Origin of the sequence: Methylomarinum sp. Ch1-1 (assembly GCF_030717995.2) — a bacterium.
GTDB classification, from domain to species: domain Bacteria; phylum Pseudomonadota; class Gammaproteobacteria; order Methylococcales; family Methylomonadaceae; genus Methylomarinum; species Methylomarinum roseum.
Genome location: NZ_CP157743.1, coordinates 3,020,380 through 3,040,950, shown reverse-complemented (window position 1 = coordinate 3,040,950; position 20,571 = coordinate 3,020,380). Strand labels below are relative to the sequence as shown.

14 protein-coding genes are annotated in these 20,571 nt (G+C 54.0%); 12 read left to right on the top strand and 2 right to left on the bottom strand.

Going from position 1 to position 20,571, the window contains the following annotated elements:
- Nucleotides 1–59 precede the first annotated feature (59 nt).
- The 3 genes from Q9L42_RS13985 to Q9L42_RS13975 are packed head-to-tail and all read left to right on the top strand — an operon-like array spanning nt 60 to nt 1,956.
- Complete coding sequence (locus Q9L42_RS13985; protein ID WP_305907788.1) at nt 60–1,373, top strand: YihY/virulence factor BrkB family protein; 1,314 nt, start codon at nt 60–62, stop codon at nt 1,371–1,373.
- An 8-nt stretch (nt 1,374–1,381) separates the two neighbouring features.
- Nucleotides 1,382–1,684, top strand: a complete 303-nt coding sequence (locus tag Q9L42_RS13980; protein WP_305907789.1) for a hypothetical protein — start codon at nt 1,382–1,384, stop codon at nt 1,682–1,684.
- 2 nt (nt 1,685–1,686) lie between these two features.
- Nucleotides 1,687–1,956 (top strand): PilZ domain-containing protein, encoded by a 270-nt coding sequence (locus Q9L42_RS13975; RefSeq protein WP_349431268.1) that lies wholly within the window; start codon nt 1,687–1,689, stop codon nt 1,954–1,956.
- An 83-nt stretch (nt 1,957–2,039) separates the two neighbouring features.
- Here the strand turns inward: Q9L42_RS13975 and Q9L42_RS13970 are convergent, their stop codons facing one another.
- Nucleotides 2,040–2,549, bottom strand: coding sequence for a putative metalloprotease CJM1_0395 family protein (locus Q9L42_RS13970; RefSeq protein WP_305907791.1), 510 nt, complete (start codon nt 2,547–2,549; stop codon nt 2,040–2,042).
- 106 nt (nt 2,550–2,655) lie between these two features.
- On the opposite strand from Q9L42_RS13970, the gene hrpA reads away from it, so the two are divergent.
- The 6 genes from hrpA to Q9L42_RS13945 all read left to right on the top strand — a co-directional run bounded on the left by hrpA (nt 2,656) and on the right by Q9L42_RS13945 (nt 11,503).
- Nucleotides 2,656–6,540 (top strand): ATP-dependent RNA helicase HrpA, encoded by a 3,885-nt coding sequence (gene hrpA, locus Q9L42_RS13965; protein WP_349431267.1) that lies wholly within the window; start codon nt 2,656–2,658, stop codon nt 6,538–6,540.
- A 41-nt stretch (nt 6,541–6,581) separates the two neighbouring features.
- The gene (locus tag Q9L42_RS13960) at nt 6,582–7,289 is read left to right on the top strand and encodes a rhomboid family intramembrane serine protease (RefSeq protein WP_349431266.1); all 708 of its coding nucleotides are present in this window, start codon (nt 6,582–6,584) and stop codon (nt 7,287–7,289) included.
- Nucleotides 7,290–7,416: 127 nt separating this feature from the next.
- Nucleotides 7,417–9,699 carry an esterase-like activity of phytase family protein gene (locus Q9L42_RS13955; RefSeq protein ID WP_349431265.1) on the top strand — a complete coding sequence of 761 codons (2,283 nt, stop codon included), beginning with the start codon at nt 7,417–7,419 and terminating at the stop codon, nt 9,697–9,699.
- A gap of 530 nt (nt 9,700–10,229) precedes the next feature.
- Complete coding sequence (locus tag Q9L42_RS21485) at nt 10,230–10,505, top strand: diguanylate cyclase domain-containing protein (RefSeq protein ID WP_432648904.1); 276 nt, start codon at nt 10,230–10,232, stop codon at nt 10,503–10,505.
- A 223-nt stretch (nt 10,506–10,728) separates the two neighbouring features.
- Nucleotides 10,729–11,004 (top strand): diguanylate cyclase domain-containing protein, encoded by a 276-nt coding sequence (locus tag Q9L42_RS13950; RefSeq protein WP_305907796.1) that lies wholly within the window; start codon nt 10,729–10,731, stop codon nt 11,002–11,004.
- 175 nt (nt 11,005–11,179) lie between these two features.
- Nucleotides 11,180–11,503: a hypothetical protein gene (locus Q9L42_RS13945; RefSeq protein WP_305907797.1), complete on the top strand. Its 324-nt coding sequence runs from the start codon at nt 11,180–11,182 to the stop codon at nt 11,501–11,503.
- Nucleotides 11,504–11,618: 115 nt separating this feature from the next.
- Here Q9L42_RS13945 and uvrA read toward each other — a convergent pair whose 3' ends face one another.
- On the bottom strand, nt 11,619–14,444 hold the full coding sequence (uvrA, locus tag Q9L42_RS13940) for an excinuclease ABC subunit UvrA (RefSeq protein ID WP_349431264.1): 2,826 nt from the start codon (nt 14,442–14,444) through the stop codon (nt 11,619–11,621).
- A gap of 215 nt (nt 14,445–14,659) precedes the next feature.
- Here uvrA and Q9L42_RS13935 point away from each other — a divergent pair, with 215 nt between their 5' ends.
- The 3 genes from Q9L42_RS13935 (at nt 14,660) to Q9L42_RS13925 (ending at nt 20,556) form a co-directional block, all read left to right on the top strand.
- The gene (locus Q9L42_RS13935) at nt 14,660–15,748 is read left to right on the top strand and encodes an efflux RND transporter periplasmic adaptor subunit (protein WP_305907798.1); all 1,089 of its coding nucleotides are present in this window, start codon (nt 14,660–14,662) and stop codon (nt 15,746–15,748) included.
- Between the two features lie 56 nt (nt 15,749–15,804).
- Entirely contained in the window at nt 15,805–18,990 is a 3,186-nt protein-coding gene (locus Q9L42_RS13930; RefSeq protein ID WP_349431263.1) for an efflux RND transporter permease subunit, read from the top strand.
- A gap of 204 nt (nt 18,991–19,194) precedes the next feature.
- Nucleotides 19,195–20,556, top strand: a complete 1,362-nt coding sequence (locus tag Q9L42_RS13925; RefSeq protein ID WP_305910193.1) for an MFS transporter — start codon at nt 19,195–19,197, stop codon at nt 20,554–20,556.
- Nucleotides 20,557–20,571 lie beyond the last annotated feature (15 nt).

The window sequence follows — 20,571 nt, the reverse complement described above, 5'->3', positions numbered from 1 at the left end:
TGCTGTTAACGGTTAAGCTTAATTGATTATCGCATCGATGGCATACGAATACAGTGGAAATGATAAACAAAATCACTGAGTTTATAAAAGAAGGGGTATGGTTGCTGCCCGATGAAAGGCTAGGCCGGCTAGAAGTCATGGCGGTAAAAACCTTAAGAGTCACCTTGTTATCGACCCAGGGCTTTGTCAAGGATTTATGTCCGCTGCGCGCTTCCGCATTGACCCTCTACACGTTGCTGTCGATTGTACCGGTGATTGCGATGTTATTCGGCATTGCCAAAGGTTTCGGCTTCGAAAAAATGTTGCGCGACCGTTTGCTGGAACAGACGCCGGAACAGGATGCCTTGATGATACAGTTGATCGAATTCGCCGAAAACATGTTGGCTAATACCAAGGGCGGGGTAGTGGCCGGTATCGGGGTCGTGCTGTTGCTATGGACAGTCATCAAGGTGATCGGCAATATCGAGGAATCCTTCAACCATATTTGGAAAATTGCTCTGAATCGCTCCTGGGCGAGAAAGGTCAGTGATTATTTGTCGATCATGTTGTTGGCTCCGGTGCTGTTGATTGCCTCCGGCAGTATCACCGTGTTCGTCAAAACCCAGGTGACCTGGCTGATGGAGGTCATGCATTTGCCGGAATGGGCGGCCAGGTTGGTGCTTTATGGCTTAAGCTTCTCGCCGTTTCTGATCATGGCGATTTTATTTTCCATCGTGTTCATGTTCATGCCGAACCGGCAAGTCGAACTGAAGGCCGCCGCCATCGCCGGCATCGTCACCGGGGTGCTCTATCAATGGGTGCAGTGGGCCTATTTGAGCTTGCAGTTGGGAGCGTCCAGTTATAACGCCATCTACGGCAGCTTCGCAGCCTTGCCATTATTTTTGATCTGGCTGCAGTTGGGCTGGTTTGTCGTGTTATTAGGCTGCGAGATTAGTTTTTATATTCAAAATTATCGCAGTTACTGTCATAACGAAAAGTTTTCCGACTTAAGCCTCGCTCTGCGCAGAAACATCGCCTTGCAAGTGATGCATTTGATCGTCACTCTCTTCGTCTCGGCCGACGAGGCCTTGAATAGCGAGGCTATTTCGGCGCGGTTGAATCTGCCGCTGTCGGTCGTGCAAAAGACCTTACAGATTCTGCTCGATAGCCGGTTAATCGTCGAGTTGAAGGCTGGGGAGGATGATTCAAGCCTCTATCAACCGGCTTATGATATTAATCAAATTACCGTGCTTAACGTGATCAAGGCCTTGGATACCGCCGGCAGGAATCGTCTGCCGGCAGACAAGGGGTTGGATCGTTTTTCCTCATTGAACGAGGAATGGTTCGCCAGTCTGGAACACAGTGACTGCAATCGTTTATTAAAAGAAATATAAGGAGTTCAATGAAAGCTGTTGGCTTATTGTTGCTGGCGTTATGGTTGATAACCGATGCGCTGCTTAAACTGACCCATTGGCATTTCGCCTATCAAATCCCGCTGCTGGCGGCGCTGGCCTTGATCACTGGCGCGATCCTGTTATTATCTGTGATTAAATCGCGTTTTGGAGATATTGGATTACTTTTATTGGCTATTTGGTTGATTTTAAGTAGCTGCATTCAACTCTTTCACGTTAGCTTTCCCTATAGCGGTTTAACGCTGGCGATACTGGCGATAGTCAGCGGCGTTTTTTTAATCTTGCGTAAATAAAAATGACTGAAACAAATAAACGTAGGCATCAGCGCCTCAAACACCATGCTAAAATTCAACTGATGACCTCGCCTGGTGAAACGTTGATCGTCAGTCTCCGCGACTTATCCGAAAGCGGCCTGTTTTTGTCGTGCGGCGATCAGGGGTTGGTTAAGGAAGGGGACGTGGTCGGTGTCAAAACGATGGAGTTCGAAGATGCGCCGATCCAACAGGCGAAAGTTATTAGAATCGAACAGGGCCAGGGATTTGCCGTCGAGTTTATCAACGCCTAAGGAAGTCTGATTAAATCGGTGTCAGAGGGATGGTTTTTTTCAGCGTTTTCCTAAAAAACTTCAGTTCCAGAGTGAAAAACGTCTCATGCACTCAGGTCGATAGTTCCTCCGATTTGCGGGTCGCTGCCCTGTTGCAGCAGCTCAGCTTGGGCTTTGCTGGCCATCGCTGTCGCGCTGCTGGCGACGCGGCGGTCTTGTGATGAAGGCTGAGCGGGGGCCAGCGCCGCTCTCTTGATCAATTCGGCTTTTCTCAGGGTCGCCTCGGGATCACCGGGGACTTCGGAAATATCGATGTTGACTTCACCGCCAATCGCGTAGCGGCGGCCGTCAGGACCGGTGGCGAAGGTGAAGCTTGCGCCACCGACAGCGATGCCCGAGGCAGCGCTGATGTGAGCTTGTTCATGAGTCCTGACTTCTTGATCGCGCGCTTTTAACTGTTCAACGCTGCGTTGTTCCTGTAGCGTAAGCGCGTCGGCATTAGCCGCCTGCGCGGATGACGTTTTCGCCTCCGGCGATGACTCGGTTTTGCCGCTCGCATGCGCCGCGGCGTGGCTAGCGCTGATATCGATGGAAGGAGGAACGGATGACAGCATAAGTATCCCGGTGATGATTTGACCGGCCTAGGTTGTAATTCATTGATCGCGATGAAGTTCAATGATACAGAGTATATAATAGTTCAATTTTGTACTGTTATCATTAATGTCAGTAGCCGACACCCTGAAACAACTTTCACGTCAATTATCCGCCTGCATGAATGTCGACAGACATGCTTGCAAAAGGCAGTTGGATCGTTTACGCAGCGAATATCAAAAAGGCAACAATCCCGCCGATAAGGTCGCCGCCTTAGCCGCTCGTATCGAGCGCTCCATCGCCAGGCGAAGCCGGCGGAAAGCGACGAGGCCGGCGATTAATTATCCCGATTTACCGGTCACCGACAAAAAAGACGATATCGCCCACTTGATCGAAAAAAATCAGGTCGTCATCGTTTGCGGCGAAACCGGTTCCGGCAAAACTACTCAGTTGCCGAAAATCTGTTTGTCGATAGGCCGGGGAGAAGCCGGTTTCATCGGTCACACCCAACCGCGCCGTATCGCCGCCCGCACCGTTTCCGACCGGATCGCCGAGGAACTGGGCGAATCGGTCGGCAAGTCCGTCGGTTACAAGGTGCGTTTCCATGACAAAACCCATGAACAGTCGTTGGTCAAGCTGATGACCGACGGCATCCTATTGGCGGAAAGTCAAAACGACCCTTACCTGAATCAATATGACACGATCATCATCGACGAAGCCCACGAGCGCAGTCTGAATATCGATTTTTTGCTCGGTTATTTAAAATGGCTGTTGCCGAAAAGACCCGATTTAAAGCTGATCATCACCTCTGCGACCATCGATCCGCAACGTTTTTCCAAGCATTTCGATGATGCGCCGATCATCGAAGTTTCCGGGCGCACCTATCCGGTGGAAATTCGCTATCGACCGATCGAATTGATCGAGGAAGATGATGAGACCTCGGCCGACTTGCAACAGGGTATACTCGATGCCGTCGATGAGCTGCACCGTGACTTGCGCGGCGACATCTTGATTTTCTTAAATGGCGAGCGGGAGATCCGGGAAACGGCCGATGCGCTGAAAAAGCATCATAGCAATCGTTACGAAATCCTGCCGCTGTATTCTAAACTCAGCGTCAGCGAACAGGAGCGGGTGTTCAAAAGCAGCGGGCGCTTGCGTATCGTGTTGTCGACCAATGTCGCCGAAACCTCGTTGACCGTACCCGGCATACGCGGCGTCATCGACAGCGGTCATGCCCGCATCAGCCGCTACAGCCATCGCAGTAAGATCCAGCGTCTGCCGATCGAAAAGATTTCCCAGGCCAGCGCCAATCAACGGGCGGGACGCTGCGGCCGGGTTGCCGAGGGCATTTGCATACGTCTCTATTCGGAAGAGGATTTCAACAGCCGCCCGCAGTTTACCGAACCGGAAATCCTGCGTACCAATCTGTCGTCGGTGATGTTGCAGATGACCGCGCTGAAACTCGGCGATATTGAGGACTTTCCTTTTGTCGAGCCGCCGGAAGACAAGATGATTCGGGATGGCAAGAATGTCCTGCACGAAGTCAATGCCTTGGATAAACAAGGCAAGTTGACCGAAACCGGTAGACAGCTGGCTAAGATACCCACCGACCCCAAGCTGGCGCGCATGCTGCTCGCCGCGGCCAAGCAGAATTGCCTGACCGAGGTGGCGATTATCGTGTCGGGGTTGAGCATTCAAGATCCCCGGGAAAAGCCAGCGGACAAGATGCAGCAGGCGGAAAGCAAGCATGCCCAGTTCAAGGCCGAGGATTCCGATTTTCTGACCCTGCTCAATCTTTGGAATCATTACGAGGAACAGAAAAAACACCTGTCCAACAACAAGTTGCGCAAGTATTGCCGTGACACTTTTCTGTCCTATATCCGCATGCGCGAATGGTATGACATTCATGTTCAGATCATGCAGGTGATCAAGGGCGAGCTGAAATTGAGGCCCAATCAGGTCGAGGCCGGCTATGGCGAAATCCATCGCGCTCTGTTGACCGGCTTATTGTCCAATATCGGTTTCCGCCATGAGCAATATGAATATCTGGGCGCCCGCAATCTGAAATTCTATATCTTTCCCGGTTCCGGTCAGCATAAGGCGCGGCCGAAATGGCTGATGGCCGCCGAACAGGTGGAAACTTCGAAGGTTTATGCGCGCACCGTCGCCAAGATAGAGCCTGAATGGGTCGAAGAATGCGCCCAGCACCTGGTCAAGCGTAATTATTACGATCCTCATTGGGAAAAAAAGGCCGGACGCTGCGCCGTTTATGAGCGTACTTTGCTGTACGGCTTGACGCTGCAGTCGAAACGTAAAATCCCCTATGAGCGCATCGATCCGAAAGCGGCGCGGGAAATTTTCATACGCTGCGGCCTGGTCGCTCAGGATTATCACACCAACGCGCCGTTCTTCAAGGCCAATCAAAAGCTGTTGGAAGAGGTCGGTTATATTCAGCATAAAGGGCGCCGCGTCGACTTGGTCGAGGACGAGGAGTGGCTGTACCAATTTTACGATAAAAAACTGCCCGAGTCGGTGGTCAACGGCATCACCTTGGATCAATGGCGCAAGAAGGCGGAAAAAGACCATCCGAAAATTTTGTTCCTAACCAAGGATGACCTAACGCGTAGCGACGACGAGCAGGTCAATGAATGGGATTTTCCGGATAGCAAGAAAATCGGCGATTTGACCCTGGATCTGCATTATCGCTTCGAGCCGGGTCATGACGAAGACGGCGTCACCGTGATCGTGCCGGTGCACCAGCTTAATCAGCTGCGCATGCAGCCATTCGACTGGTTGGTGCCGGGCATGCTGGAAGAAAAAATCATCGCCTTGATCAAGACCCTGCCTAAGCAGTTGCGCAAACATTTTGTGCCGGTGCCGCAAACGGCCAAACGTTGTCTCGAGATCGAGCCGGACTTCAAGGGTTCGCTGTATGAATGGCTAGGCAAGCGCTTGCGTCAATTGACCGGCGAGTCGATTCCGCTGAACGAATGGCAGCCGGAGGGCTTGCCGGAACACTTGAAGATGAATTTTCGCGTCGTCGATGAAAAAGGTCGGTCGCTTGCCTATGGCCGCAATCTCGATAAACTGCAGAAAAAGTATGCGCAAACGGCCGGGGACAGCTTCGATCAGCTCGCCGCCGATGAATTGAACTATAGCGGTTGTATCGCCTGGGCCTTCGATGACCTGCCGGAAACCTGGAAATTCATGCAGAAAGGCCAGTCCTTTGTCGGTTATCCGGCGATCATCGATGAAAAAGACGCGGTAGGCGTGCGTATTTTCGATACCCGAGACAAGGCCAGACAAGCCCATCTGGCGGGGTTGAATCGCTTGTTTCAATTATACTGCCGCAAGGAGTGTCGCTACCTGCAAAAAAACATGCCGCTGAAACAAGCGACCACGATGTTGTTCAGTCAACTGCCGGTCCATCCTCTGCTGCCCGAACGCGAAGGCGGCGAATTTCGCGAAGACCTGTTGTTTGCGGTGTTTGCCGCCGTGTTCGTGCAACAACAGGACATACGCTCCCAGCAGCAGTTTGAACAAACGCTGACCGAGCGAAAAAAACAATTAGTCAGCGTCGCCAATGAGGTCGGAGTGTTGTTGAACGACATCGCGGAACAGTACGCCGAGATCAGGAAACAATTAAAGCAACCCGGCCTCGGCGCTATCGCCGATGATGTCGGGGAGCAACTGTCCTTGCTGTTATTCAAAGGTTTTTTGCGTCATACGCCTTATCAGCAATTGAAATGCCTGCCGCGCTATCTGAAGGCCGTCGTTTACCGCCTACAGAAACGCAAGGACGACGACCGCAAAATGCAGGAGTTGCTGCGTTTTTGGCGGCGCTATTGGAAACGTGTCGAACAGAAAATGAAAACGGAAACTGTGATTCCGGAGCAGCAACCGTTTCGCTGGAGCCTGGAGGAGTTCCGAGTTTCTTTGTTTGCCCAACAGCTCAAAACCGCTTATCCTGTTTCTGCTAAAAGACTGGAAAAGGCCTGGGATGAACTGTTCTGAAGGCGGTCCGGGCTTTTTAAAATAACCCTTGAGGTCGTTAAATGATACCTATCAGAGATACGGTAGTCTGCAATACCACGCCGGTGGTTACCTGGTCTATCATGGCGATTTGCAGCGTCATTTTCTTGCTGATGCAATTGTTGCCGCAAGAATCTCAACGTCAAATCGTCTATTTATATGGCATGGTTCCCATTCGCTATTCGCATCCGCAATGGGCGATCACTTTCGGTCTCCCCCCCGATGGCTATTTGTCTTTTTTGACCAGTCTTTTCCTGCATGGAGGCTGGATGCATATCATCATGAACCTATTGTTTTTATGGATTTTCGCCGACAATATCGAAGACTTGATGGGGCATGGGCGTTTTCTGGTGTTTTATCTGCTGTGCGGTTTATTGGCGACTTACGTGCAATGGTATAACGATCCGGAATTGGTCTTTCCGGTCGTCGGCGCATCGGGGGCCATTGCCGGAGTCTTGGGGGCGTATTTTTTTCAGTACCCTTACGCCAGGGTCATCATCATGATACCGATCTTCTTCTTTCCGCTGTTTTTTGAAATTCCGGCCATCGCTTTTCTCGGTCTTTGGGTGATTATTCAGTTGCATAAGGCGACGACGGCCATGATATTCGACGGGGTCACTGTCGATGTCGCCTGGTGGTCTCACCTGGGCGGCTTTTTAGCCGGCGCCTTTCTGCATAAGCTGTTTTTGATCAAACAGCCTGTGCTAGAGCAACCTAACGACGAAGAATAAGACAGTCGATTGATAGCACGTCATTGTCGGTCCCGATGGCGGGATCCGCCGCTTTTTACGGCGTTGTCATAATCCTGCAATATTTATGGCATATTATCCGCGCATCGAATCAATTTGAGCAGTAACGATGCGTTTTAATTTATGGGGCCTTTTTTCGAGCTTAATGCTGGCTGCAGCACTATTGGCGATCGCGAGGCCGGTTTATGCCTTCGAAGAGCCGGCGCATAACAAGGCGTTCAACCGAATCGCCTCATTTCCCATTTATCTGAATTCACATATCGATCAGCAAAGCGTCGCCGAAATCGTCGATGTCAGCAAGGACGGCAATACCCTGGTTTATACCGATGGCGTTGCCGGTAAATTGGGCTTCGTCGACATCGTCAATCCATCACGCCCCCAGGCATTGGGTCTTATCGACGTCGAGGGCGAACCGACTTCGGTCGCCGTGGCCGACAAATACGCCCTGGTCGTCGTCAATACCTCCAGTGATTTCAACGATCCCAGCGGAAAAATGCTGGTTGTCGACATCAAAAAAAGACGTCAGGTCGCCGCTTTCGATCTGGGCGGACAGCCGGATGCGATCGCCGTCAGTCCCGATCAACGCTATGCCGCCGTCGTCATCGAAAATGAACGCGACGAGGATGTGAACGGAGGACGATTGCCGCAGGGGGAAAGCGGTTTTCTGGTGATCGTCGATCTGGTGGGCAAGCCTGAGCAATGGGAATTGCGTGATGTGCAGCTGGCCGGCATTGCCGATCTCTATCCCGAGGATGCGGAGCCGGAATATGTCGATATCAACGCCCAAAATATCGCCGTGGTGACCTTCCAGGAAAACAATCACCTGGCGCTGATCGATCTGGCGAGTGGCGCGATCATCAATCATTTCAGCGCCGGTTACGTCGATTTGTTCGATATCGATACCCAAGAGGAAAAGCCGGCCCTGATCACCCTGACCGGTGAGCAGCTGCATCGCGCCAGGGAACCGGATGGTGTCACCTGGTTGACGGAACAATGGTTCGTGACTGCCGATGAAGGCGATTTAGACGGCGGCAGCCGTGGCATTACCGTGTTCGACAAAAACGGTCATGTCGTTTATAGCGCGGGCAATCAGTTGGAGCACGAGGCCGTGCGCACCGGCCATTATCCGGACGGCCGGTCTAATAATCATGGCAACGAGCCGGAAAATGTCGAGGTCGGCCGCTACGGCAATGACACGTTTTTATTCGTCGCCTCGGAACGATCTAGCGTCGTTTTCGTTTATAAGGTCAGCGCAGACGGCCGTTCATTCGAACTTCGGCAAACCTTGCCGGCCGGCTTAGGTCCGGAAGGCCTTAAAGCCATACCGCAACGCAAGCTATTGGTCGCCGCCAGTGAAAATGATGCGCGCGCAGAGGGTTACCGTTCGGTGCTGAACATCTATCAATTGCAAGCAAAGCCGCCCGCTTATCCGACGCTTATTTCCGCCGACCGGGCTGACGGCAGCCCGATACCGTGGGGGGCCTTGTCCGGATTGACGCATGATCTGTACGAGGAGCATAGCGTCTATGCAATACATGACGGCTTTTTTCAACAAAGCCGCATTTATAAATTGGATACTCGGCATCATCTGGCCGTCATCAGCGCGGAAATCGTCTTGGTCGACAGTCTCGGAAAGTTGGCGGCGACCGCACCCGCCTTGGTCAATGCCGATGGCAGCGTCAATCTCGACGCCGAAGGCATCAGCAGCAGCGCGAACGGCGGATTCTGGATAGCCTCGGAAGGCGCCGGCAGCGACGTGAGCGCCAATTTGCTAGTCCATGTCGATGCTGCGGGTGAGATTAACGAGGTCGTCACACTGCCTGACGCCAGCGCCGCCCAGCAGCAACGTTTCGGTTTCGAGGGCGTCGCTTCGGTCGGGGCTGGCGACCGCGAGGTGTTGTTTGTCGCTTTCCAGCGAGAATGGCGCAATGACCCCACAGGCTACGCCCGTATCGGACGTTATGATATTGCGGCGGCCGAATGGCGTTTCTATTATTATCCGTTGGATAAGGCGCAATCGCCTAACGGCGGTTGGGTAGGCTTGTCGGAAATCAGCGCGCTCGGTCCTGATGAATTTGCCGTGATCGAACGCGATAATCAGGCTAATTCCGATGCGCGCATCAAACGCCTATACAAATTCTCGGTGAGCGGCATGACTGCGCTGCCGGAACCTCAGGCGGGGGCCGCACCGTCATTTCCGTTGCTCGATAAGGTGTTGGTGCAAGACTTGTTGCCGGCGCTAAAAGCCAGCGGCGGGATGGCGCTGGAAAAAATAGAAGGCATGACGGTTGCGGAAAATGGCGATGTGTTGATCGTCAACGATAACGACGGCGTCGAGGGTTCCAACGGCGAAACACAGTTGCTGCGCTTGCAAGGGCTGATGCATTATTGATATCAATATCAGCAGCAAGGCCAGCTGGCTCTAGATGCTTCCTCCCATGTTCTGAGTGAACAACCGATGATAAAGGCCGGCACCTTGTCGGCCCTTCCTACTACTTGATTACGTATAACTCTCAGCCAGATCCTGTAGCCCTGGATAAGCGTCGTGTCGGCAGGGAATCAGGGCTCCCTCATTAAAAATACCTGAACCAATACATTGGTCAATATCGCGTCATCCCTTTGGGCGGCGCTCCTACGCCAAAGCACCCTTGCCTTCGAATGTGCTGAACAGCGTGAAGCGCATCAAAAACTACCCGCACCGGTAGGGCGGATCAAGCGCAGCGGATCCGCCAACGTAGGGCGGCTTCGCGAAGCAAGCCGCCAAAAACCGCCACCGGGGCAAAATTGGCATTGTGCGTATCAAAGGCGGATTGCCTGTCGGCGAATCCGCCCTACGGTTGCGATGCCAATGTAAAGCCGATCGTCTTGAAGCACATCGAAACATGGTGCGCTTCCTATCGTCAGCACACCCTACCCACATCCGTGAGATGGGGCACGCGCAGCGGATCGGCTAAAAGCATTCAATGTACGCGGGGCGGGTTATTTAATTCATGTCGGACTCCTGGGAAAGAAGAGGAGTCCACATCATCATCCTGCCTGGCGTATTTGTTGTTAATTTTCTGTTTTGCCACTCATTCATTTAAGGCGGCTCTGAGGAGGGTAGACCTGCTGGCCCGTTGGGGAGGCGACGAGTTCATGATCATCTTGCCGCCGCTGAAAATCTTGGAAACGGAGCGGCAGCGAAGTGAAGATTTTTAGTCCCCGATAGGCGTAGGGCCGATTGTTTTGTCGGAATCGAAGCGAGAGCGAAGGTGGAGACAAAATAAAAGGTCTCCCGAAACGCCGTCAAGTCATTTGTGGGAGTGCGACGGAGCCAGCATCGAGTTTACGATGATATGGCGGAGTGGCACGGACGCAGGACGAATCGGGGCCGCCGGAGGCAATAATCGCCACGTAATTTCTGCCGCTTGCTTGGGCTGGGATGCCCAAAACAAGCTTTCGCAGAAATAGTGGCGCGCTAGACACGCATTTAGCGGAAGCGGAGCGGGTCGCCGGAAAGATAAGACAGCTAGTCTCCGATGAGCAAATAGACGGAGTGAGCAGGGTGACGGCAAGTTTCGGCGTGGCGCAGTTAAACAAAGCCGAGCGGCTGATGGATTTTCTGAAACGAGCCGATCAGGCCCTGTACGAGGCCAAGGTTTCCGGCAGGGATGCGGTTCATGTCGCCGCCTCCGGCAGGGATAAAAGCACCGGCTGAACGCCTAGGCCCGTTAAGCGCCGCGCTATGATGTCGGCCTGCGAAAAGTAAAGAAATTATCGTTGTTTTCCTTTATAATGGCGATTTTTATTTTACGGCTGATTTGCAGGAAATTCGCAATAATCGGCTTAAAATTTGACGGGCTTCATTACATCAATTCGGGAAAAACAATATTATGAATAAAATTAACGTCGCGTTGGTTAGGCTGTTGCAATTTGTGGTTTTTGTACTGTTTACCTTCATGGTGCTGGCCTATTTCGGCGCATTGATTCTGGTGCCGCTGGATCTGGTTGTGCTGTTGACAAAACTGTTAAGTTTTGTCGGTATCAGCACGCTGTTTGGCGCGATCGTGGCAATTCCGGTCGTCGGCTATTTGGGAATGATTGTCTACAAAACGCCCGGCTTGCTGCAAATGCTGATCGATACCGGTGTCGATCTGGTCAAGACCGGCAAACAACGTGTCGAGGCCTTCAACGAGATCGTCGACAGCATCAAATAAGCCATAGCGCTGCGTTGATTGAAAAGGGCGTATTCAACGCCCTTTTTTTTGCCTGGCGCTCCGGCTGCGGTAGGCTCAGCTTAGCGAAACCCAACCTAAACAATGCGAGTGGGCTTCACGACTGCTCGGTGAAAAAACGCTTCAGATAGCTGCCGGTATGCGACTTCGGATGATCGGCAATTTGCGCCGGCGTCCCTTCGGCGACCAGGGTGCCGCCGCCTATGCCGCCTTCCGGACCCATGTCGATGATCCAGTCGGCGGTTTTTATCACATCCAGGTTATGTTCGATGACGATGACGGTATTGCCGTGGTCGCGCAGGGCATGCAGCACCGTCAGCAATTGCTTGATGTCGTGAAAATGCAGGCCGGTGGTCGGTTCATCGAGTATATACAGGGTCTTGCCGGTATCGCGCTTGGACAATTCCTTGGCCAGCTTGACTCGTTGCGCTTCGCCGCCGGATAGGGTGATGGCGTTTTGTCCCAGCGTGATGTAGCTTAAACCGACATCGATCAGGGTTTGCAGCTTTCTCGCCAGCACCGGCACCGGACTGAAGAACTCGGCAGCGTCTTCGACGGTCATGTTGAGGACTTCATTGATGGTTTTGCCCTTGTAACGGATCTCCAGCGTTTCCCGATTATAGCGCTTGCCGTGGCAGACATCGCAGGGTACGAAGATATCCGGCAGAAAATGCATCTCCACCTTGATCACCCCGTCCCCCTTGCAGGCTTCGCAGCGTCCGCCCTTGACGTTGAAACTGAAGCGTCCGGGCGTATAACCGCGGGAACGGGCCTCCGGGGTGGCGGCGAACAATTCCCTGACTGGGGTGAAGATGCCGGTATAGGTGGCCGGGTTAGAGCGAGGCGTGCGGCCGATCGGGCTTTGGTTGATGTCGACGACCTTGTCGAAATGCTCCAGCCCGTCGATGCCGTCACAGGGCGCGGGGATGCAGCCGGCCTTATTGATCTGGCGCGCGACATGACGGTAAAGCGTGTCGTTGATCAACGTCGATTTTCCGGAACCGGAAACGCCGGTGATACAGGTCAACAGACCGACCGGAAAAGAAATTTCGACATTTTTCAGGTTGTTGCCGTGGGCATTGTGTATCGTGATCTGTTTTTCCGTATTTGGCGGCGTCAGTTTTTTCGGTACGGCGATTTCATTGACGCCGAGTAGGTACTGGCCGGTCAGCGACTGCGGCTGCCGCATGATTTCCTCGGGCGTGCCTTGGGCGATGATTTGTCCGCCATGTACGCCGGCGCCCGGACCGATGTCGATGATATGATCGGCCGAGCGGATCGCGTCTTCATCGTGTTCGACGACGATCACGGTATTGCCCAGGTCACGCAGTCTGAACAAGGTGTTCAGCAGGCGCTGGTTGTCGCGTTGATGCAGACCGATGGACGGTTCGTCGAGCACATACATCACGCCCACCAGGCCGGCGCCGATCTGGCTGGCCAGGCGTATGCGTTGCGCCTCGCCGCCGGACAAGGTGTCGGCGCTGCGATCCAGGGTGAGGTAGTCCAGACCGACATTGACTAGAAACTCCAGGCGTTCTTGTATCTCCTTGTTGATTTTGGCGGCGACCTCGCCGCGATGGCCGGGGATCTGCAGTTGCTTGAAGAACTCCGACGTCTGTTTGATCGGCAGCGCGGTGAGGTGATGCAAGGGCCGGTCTGCGATGAATACATGCCGTGCGGCTTTGTTCAAGCGTGCGCCGTTGCATTGCGAGCAGGGTTTCTGGGACAGGTATTTGGCCAGCTCATCCCTGACCATTTGCGAATCGGTTTCATGATAACGCCGCTCCATGTTGGCGATGATGCCTTCGAAGGGGTGTCTGCGCGTGCTCGGCTTGCTCGAACCGGAAAAAAATCGGAAGCTGATTTCCTCGTTGCCGCTGCCATAAAGAATGATGTCCTGAATTTTCTTCGGTATCTCCGAGAACGGCGCTTCGGGATCGAAATCGTAATGATCGGCCAGAGCGCAGATGATCTGATAATAATAGGCGTTGCGTCGGTCCCAGCCGCGAATGGCGCCGCCGGCCAAACTGATATCGGGATTATGGATGACTAGCTCGGGGTCGAAATGTTGTCTAACGCCTAAACCATCGCAGCCGGGGCAGGCGCCTTTGGGATTGTTGAAGGAAAAGATGCGTGGCTCCAGTTCGCTCAGGCTGTAGCCGCACTGGGAGCAGGCGTAACGTTCGGAAAAAAGGATGTTGCGGTCGCTTTCCATCGATGCGGCAATGGCGAGGCCGTCGGCGATGCGCAGCGCCGTTTCGAACGATTCGGCCAGGCGCAGACTCAGATCTTCACGTATCTTGAAGCGGTCGACGATCACCTCGATGGTATGCTTTCTTTTCAGGTCCAGTGTCGGCGGCTCGTCCAGGTCGTAAATTTTGCCGTCGATCCTGGCGCGTATGAAGCCCTGGGCGCGTAAATCATCCAACAGTTGGATATGCTCACCCTTACGGTCGTTGACGACCGGAGCCAACAACATCCAGCGTTCGCCTTCGGGCTGCGCCAGCACCTGATCGACCATCTGACTGACGGTTTGCGCCTCTAAGGAAATATTATGTTCGGGACAGCGGGGAATGCCGGCGCGGGCATATAACAGGCGGAGATAATCGTAGATTTCGGTGATCGTGCCGACCGTCGAGCGGGGATTGTGCGACGTCGACTTCTGTTCAATGGAAATGGCCGGCGATAAGCCTTCGATATGGTCGACATCCGGTTTTTCCATCATCGACAAAAATTGCCGGGCATAGGCGGACAACGATTCCACATAACGGCGTTGCCCTTCCGCGTATATGGTGTCGAAGGCCAGCGATGATTTTCCGGAGCCCGACAGGCCGGTGATGACGATGAGCGAATCGCGCGGTAAATCCAGGTCGATATTTTTCAGGTTGTGCGTACGCGCACCCCGAATACTGATGGTATCCATTAAACAATGTCTGACAAATTAAACAACCCCATAATATACGATTGTTGAGACTTTAACGTCCAGCATAGAACCGAATAAATTTTTCCGTGGCGGATTTGTATTATAAACAGCATTGCCATTGCCGGCTGCGCTCCATGATTTTGGGTTTCGTTGCCCATGGTGAAATTAGCAGACTAGGGTAGAATAGCCGGTCTAACCATGAACGTTTCCTAGAGGTGCATTTGTTCCCCCGTTTTTATTTGAAAATTCTGTTTTTGATCGGCTTGCCGTTGTCGCCATTGTTGTCGTCTGCCGCCGAGCAAGGCGTGCCGGTTCGCGTCGCCCCGGTGGAGCGCATGTCGCGCGGGCAACAGTTGTCCTTGCCTGGCGAAATCACCACCCAACGCATTTCCCAAATATCCTCAAGGGTCGATGCGATGGTGGTCGAGGTCAAGGTGGAGGAAGGGAGTTATGTCGAGCAGGGTGATGTGCTGATTCGACTCGACGATCAATTGACCCGGTTTGATCTGGAACGCTCGATCGCCGCGCTGGAAGAGGCGAGGGCGCAATTGCAGGAAAGCAAACGGCAGCGCGGCGAGTTTTCCAGGTTGATCGGCGATAAATTCATCGCCAAGACCTCCTATGAGGCGGCGCAATCGAAAGTGCGTATCAGCGCGGCGGTCGTCAAGCGTCTGCAGGCGGAAAGACAACGTTTTCAGGAATTGCTCAACCGCCATGTGATCAAGGCGCCCTTTAGCGGCGTGATCAGTGAAAAACTGGTCGAAGTCGGGCAATGGGTGAAGGTCGGCAACAGCGTGCTGACCCTAGTCGATAACCATCATCTCCGCGTCGAGGTGGACGTGCCGCAGCGTTATTTTTCTCGTCTGTCGACCGATACCGACGTCGTCATCGTTCCGGATGCGTTGCCCGCTCAAAAGCTAACGACAAAGGTCAGTCATATCATCCCGGTGGCCAACGCCACGTCGCATTACTTTCCGGTGCATATCGATATCGATAGCGAGTCGTTGACATTGGCGCCCGGCATGACGGTTAGAGTCAAATTATTGTCCGGCCCGGATCGGCAAAAGCCGGTGCTGTTGGTGCCTAGAGATGCGTTAATCAAGCAGCCGGATCAATCGGACAGCGTCTGGTTGATCAAAAAACAGCAAGACCAGCTGCAAGCACAAGCGGTGGAAGTGACCGTCGGCCAAGTATTCGACAATCTGGTCGAAATCGTCGCCGGTCAGATAGCCGACGGCGACCGGGTGGTGATTCGCGGCAATGAAATTTTGAAGCCGGGACAGGTGGTCAGGATTATTCCTTGATGATTCGTAACGAGATAACATTCTCCGGCAGTTGCCTCTATAGATAAAAATCAATCATGTTTCAGTTTGTCATAAAAAATGGCGTCATCGTCACCGTCGCTATTTTGATCGTTTGCCTGTTCGGCAGCCTGGCGATCCTCCGGGTGCCGATTCAGATGATTCCCGATCTCGATGTCAGGACGGTCAGCATCAAGACCGATTGGCCCGGCGCCACCCCCCAGGATGTCGAAAAGGAGATCATCATCGAACAGGAAGAATATCTGCGTTCGATGCCGGGACTGGAACGGATCATTTCCAACGCCTCGACCGGAGGCGGCACGATCGAGTTGGAATTCGGTCACGGTGCCGATATCAACGAGGTATTGATTCGGGTCAACAACGCCTTGTCTCAGGTGCCGTCCTATCCGGAGAATGTCGATCAGCCGCGCATCCTGACCAGCTCGATCTCCAGCAATTCGTTCATGTATTTTCGCGTCCAGCCCTTGCCGGGCAATCCGCAGCAGGTGGACATGGAGCTGATGCATGATTATGTGGAAGACCAGATTAAACCCAGGCTGGAGCGCATCCCCGGCGTTTCCCAGGCCGACATGTGGGGCGGCAGCGAACGACAGATTCGGATTTACCTGGACCCGGCCAGGTTGGCGGAGCGTCATATCAGTGTGGCGGATTTCAAACGGGCGCTCAGACAGCGTAACCAGGACGTGTCCGGCGGCGACCTGGACAGCGGCAAACGCCGTTATTTGCTCAGAACGACCGGACGTTTCCGCTCGTTGGAAGATATCGAGGACATGGTCATCGCCCGACGCAATAACACCTCGGTGCATCTGCGCGATGTCGGTTATGTGGAGCTGGACCGTTTCGAAACCCGGGTCAAGTCGTTCGCCAACGGCCAGCCCAATATCACCATCGGCATCCGCCGCGAGATCGGCGCCAATGTCATCGAGATCATGGAAGCGATGATGGACAAGGTCGAAGAGCTGAATCAGACCCTGCTGAAACGGCAAGGTCTGAGAATGGAATTGACCAGCGAGGACGTGCAATATGTACGCAGCGCCGTCGCCGTGGTTCAGCAAAACCTGCTGCTGGGCGCCGTGCTGGCGTCGGCCGTGTTGTTCCTGTTCCTGCGCTCCTTTTCGGCCACGCTGCTCGGGGCCAGCGGCATTCCCGTGTGTACGATCGCCGCCTTCATCGGCTTATTGTTGATGGGACGCACCATCAACGTCATTTCGCTGGCCGGCGTCGCGTTCGCGATCGGCATGACACTGGACAACAGCATCGTCGTGCTGGAAAACATCTATCGGCATTTACACCTGGGCAAGAGCCGAGTCCAGGCCGCGTTAGACGGCGTCAGGGAGGTGTGGCCGGCGGTGCTGGCGTCGACGCTGACGACGGTGTTTGTCTTCATCCCGATCATCTATATCACTCAGGAAGCGGGGCAGTTGTATTCCGATATCGCCATCGCCATCGCCGCCTCGATTATCGTCTCGATGTTGGTCGCGATCACGGTGATACCGGCTGCAGCCAGTCGCTACTTGGGGGCGCAGCCGGCGGCGCATAAGCGCGCGAAAAAAAGCGCCGGATTGAGAGCCGCCGATGCGATCATCGGCTTCGTCGACTGGATATTGCATAGCGTCGCTCGCCGCCTGTTGACGATGGGAGCCATTTTACTGGTCACCACGGTGATTATTTTCGCTTTGATGCCGAAGGCCGAATATCTGCCGGAAGGCGAGGAGGCGAAGACCTTTTCCTTCCTGTTCGCGCCGCCCGGCTATAACCTCGATGAGGTGATGAGCGTGGTCGAACCGATGCACGATTTTCTGCTGCCTTATCTGAAGGACAAGCCGGAATTATATGAGCAAGGAAAAAGCGAGGTGCCGGCGCTGAAATTCATCGTCACCTATGCGCGGCCGCAATCGATTCTATTCATCATCGAAACCCAGGACCGCAATCATATCGACGACTTGATTCAGGTGTTGACGAAGAAATTCAGCCAGGTTCCCGGCATGGTGTCCTTTTCGTCCCGGGGCTCCATCTTCGCCAGCAATCTGGGCGGGACGCGCAGCATTAACCTCGATATCAGCGGCCCGGAACTTGCGCCGCTGTTCGATACCGGTTTCAAGGTTTTTCTGCAGGCCAAACAGGTCTTCGACAAGCCGCAGGTGCGGCCGGAGCCGGCCAGCCTGACCATGGGCCAGCCTTTGCTGGAGATCCAGCCGGACTGGGAGCGGGCCGCGGAGCTGGGCTTTAGCGCCGAGGAGCTGGGCTATCTGATTTGGGCTTACAGCGATGGCGCCTATGTCGATGAATTTTTCCTGGGCGACGACAAGATCGACATCTTCCTCTATAGCAGCAAAGGCGTCGTCAAATCCCCGGAAGATCTGAACGAGTTGGTGTTGTATTCGCCTTCCGGCAACATGGTGACGCTGAACAGCGTCGCCAGCATCAAAGAAAGCGTCAATACAGAGACGATACGCCGGGTCGACGGCGAACGCACGGTCACGCTGTCGATCATACCGCCGCGCGACATTCCCTTGGAAGTCGCAGTCGAGACGGTTAAACGCGACATCATCGAAAACATGGAGACTTCCGGAAAATTACCTGAAGGCTTATCGTTACGCATCAGCGGCGCCAGCGATCGTCTGCAGGCCACCCGGCAGGCCTTGGCCGATAATTTCATCGTCGCGGTGCTGATTTCTTATCTGCTGATGGTCGCGATCTTCAGGCATTGGGGCTACCCGTTGATCATCATGACCACGGTGCCGCTGGGCATCAGCGGCGGCATCGCCGGCCTGTGGCTGTTCAACTGGTTTGGCGGCGCGCTCGATAAATTCGGGCTGGAGGCGACACAGCAACCGTTCGATATGCTGACGATGCTGGGATTTCTGATCCTGATCGGCACCGTCGTCAACAATCCGATCCTGCTGGTCGAGCAGGCCAGAACCAATATCGACGAGAAGGGCATGGAACCGCTGCAAGGCATTATCGACAGCGTCAGGTTGAGATTGCGGCCTATCGTGATGTCCAGCGTTACGACGATATTGGGTTTGTCGCCATTGGTCTTTCTGCCCGGCGAAGGCACCGAGCTTTATCGCGGCATCGGCATCATCGTGTTGTTCGGCATCATGTTTTCAACGCTGATCACGCTGCTGTTCATCCCGATACTGTTGAGCTTTATTTTTCAATGGAAACGCTATTTCTCCAAATCCGGTGTTGCCAGGAACGATAGCATAAATATTAGGTAGGATGGGTGGAGCAACGCGAAACCCATCTTAAGTGGATTGCTGCCTTACCGAGGCTATCGTAGCAGCGTCGCCCTTAGCGCAAAAGCCACCGATGATTTCGTATTCCCGAACGACTATTTAAAACAAAGGTTGTTATAATAGCCGGCTTTCAACAGAGATTAGCAGAGGTCAGATTTGAGCCAGTTACAGGATATCACGAGTCCGATGACGTCGATGGAAAAACGTGCGACTCTGTCGCTCGCCAGCATCTATGCCTTGCGCATGCTGGGACTGTTCATGATTCTGCCGGTTCTGTCGCTGTTTACCGAACAAATGGAGGGCGCGACCCCGTTATTGGTGGGGCTGGCGATCAGCATCTACGGTCTGACCCAGGCTTTGTTGCAAATCCCCTTCGGCCTGCTGTCGGACCGTTTCGGACGCAAGAAAATCATCATCATCGGACTGATCCTGTTTTCCGCCGGCAGCATGGTCGCGGCCGTTTCGACGACGATATACGGTGTGTTGCTGGGCCGGGCCTTGCAGGGCGGCGGCGCGATCGCCGCGGCGATCATGGCCTTGGTCGCCGACCTGACCCAGGAAGTGCATCGCACCAAGGCGATGGCCACGATAGGCGCCAGCATCGGCATGTCCTTCGGCGTCGCCATCACGCTGGGACCTATTCTGGCCCATTATGTCGGCGTCGCCGGAATTTTCTGGCTGACCGCCGGTCTGGCTCTGCTGGCGATGCTGGTTGTTCTGTTCGTCGTACCCAATCCGCAAAAAGTTTCCACCCACCGCGACGCCGAATTGATCCCTTCGCAATTCAGCAAGGTCATCAGCAACCCGGATTTGCTGCGCCTCGATTATGGGATTTTTGTCCTGCATTTGATCCTGACCGCCAGCTTCGTCGTGGTCCCGTTGCTGCTGCGCGACGCCGGCCTGCTGCCGGGGCGCCACTGGCTGGTTTATCTGCCGATATTGGTCACCTCGATGGCGGTGATGATTCCTTTTATCATTTTGGCCGAGAAAAAACGGCAGATGAAGAAGGTCTTTATCGGCGCGATTTGCACCCTGGTCATCGCCGATTTCGGCCTGTCGATGCTCCATGGCGAACTGATCGGCCTGATCGCCTGTCTGTGGCTGTTTTTCTGCGGTTTTAATTTACTGGAAGCGACGTTGCCGTCGCTGATCTCGAAAACGGCGCCCGGCGACCTGAAAGGAACGGCGATGGGCGCTTATTCCAGTTCCCAATTTTTCGGCGCATTTTTGGGCGGCGCCAGTGGCGGCTGGTTATATGGCGAATACGGCGCGATCGCGGTGTTCTGGTTTGCCGCCGCCTTGGCCGCCAGCTGGGTGATCGTCGCGGCGTTCATGAAACCGCCGCGTTATCTGGCCAACATGCTGTTGTCGCTGGATGCGGTCAGCGCCGAGCAAGCCGATGAATTCAGTCGGCAATTGCTGAAGATCGACGGGGTGGAAGAAGTCAGGCTGCATTTCGAAGAAAATGCCGCTTATTTAAAAGTCGACAATTCTGTGCTCGACAAGGAAGAGTTGCAACAATTGTTGGTACAATGGGCCCAAATTTAATCAACGGAGTCAATA

Bases quoted from the DNA above. Each gene is read 5' to 3' on its own strand.
- Q9L42_RS13960 (WP_349431266.1), top strand. From the start codon at position 6,582: ATGATACCTATCAGAGATACGGTAGTCTGCAATACCACGCCGGTGGTT.
- Q9L42_RS13930 (WP_349431263.1), top strand. From the start codon at position 15,805: ATGTTTCAGTTTGTCATAAAAAATGGCGTCATCGTCACCGTCGCTATT.
- Q9L42_RS13970 (WP_305907791.1), bottom strand. From the start codon at position 2,549: ATGCTGTCATCCGTTCCTCCTTCCATCGATATCAGCGCTAGCCACGCC.
- Q9L42_RS13955 (WP_349431265.1), top strand. From the start codon at position 7,417: ATGCGTTTTAATTTATGGGGCCTTTTTTCGAGCTTAATGCTGGCTGCA.
- uvrA (WP_349431264.1), bottom strand. From the start codon at position 14,444: ATGGATACCATCAGTATTCGGGGTGCGCGTACGCACAACCTGAAAAAT.
- Q9L42_RS13925 (WP_305910193.1), top strand. From the start codon at position 19,195: ATGACGTCGATGGAAAAACGTGCGACTCTGTCGCTCGCCAGCATCTAT.
- Q9L42_RS13950 (WP_305907796.1), top strand. From the start codon at position 10,729: ATGCCCAAAACAAGCTTTCGCAGAAATAGTGGCGCGCTAGACACGCAT.
- Q9L42_RS13975 (WP_349431268.1), top strand. From the start codon at position 1,687: ATGACTGAAACAAATAAACGTAGGCATCAGCGCCTCAAACACCATGCT.
- Q9L42_RS13980 (WP_305907789.1), top strand. From the start codon at position 1,382: ATGAAAGCTGTTGGCTTATTGTTGCTGGCGTTATGGTTGATAACCGAT.
- Q9L42_RS13945 (WP_305907797.1), top strand. From the start codon at position 11,180: ATGAATAAAATTAACGTCGCGTTGGTTAGGCTGTTGCAATTTGTGGTT.
- Q9L42_RS13985 (WP_305907788.1), top strand. From the start codon at position 60: ATGATAAACAAAATCACTGAGTTTATAAAAGAAGGGGTATGGTTGCTG.
- hrpA (WP_349431267.1), top strand. From the start codon at position 2,656: ATGTCAGTAGCCGACACCCTGAAACAACTTTCACGTCAATTATCCGCC.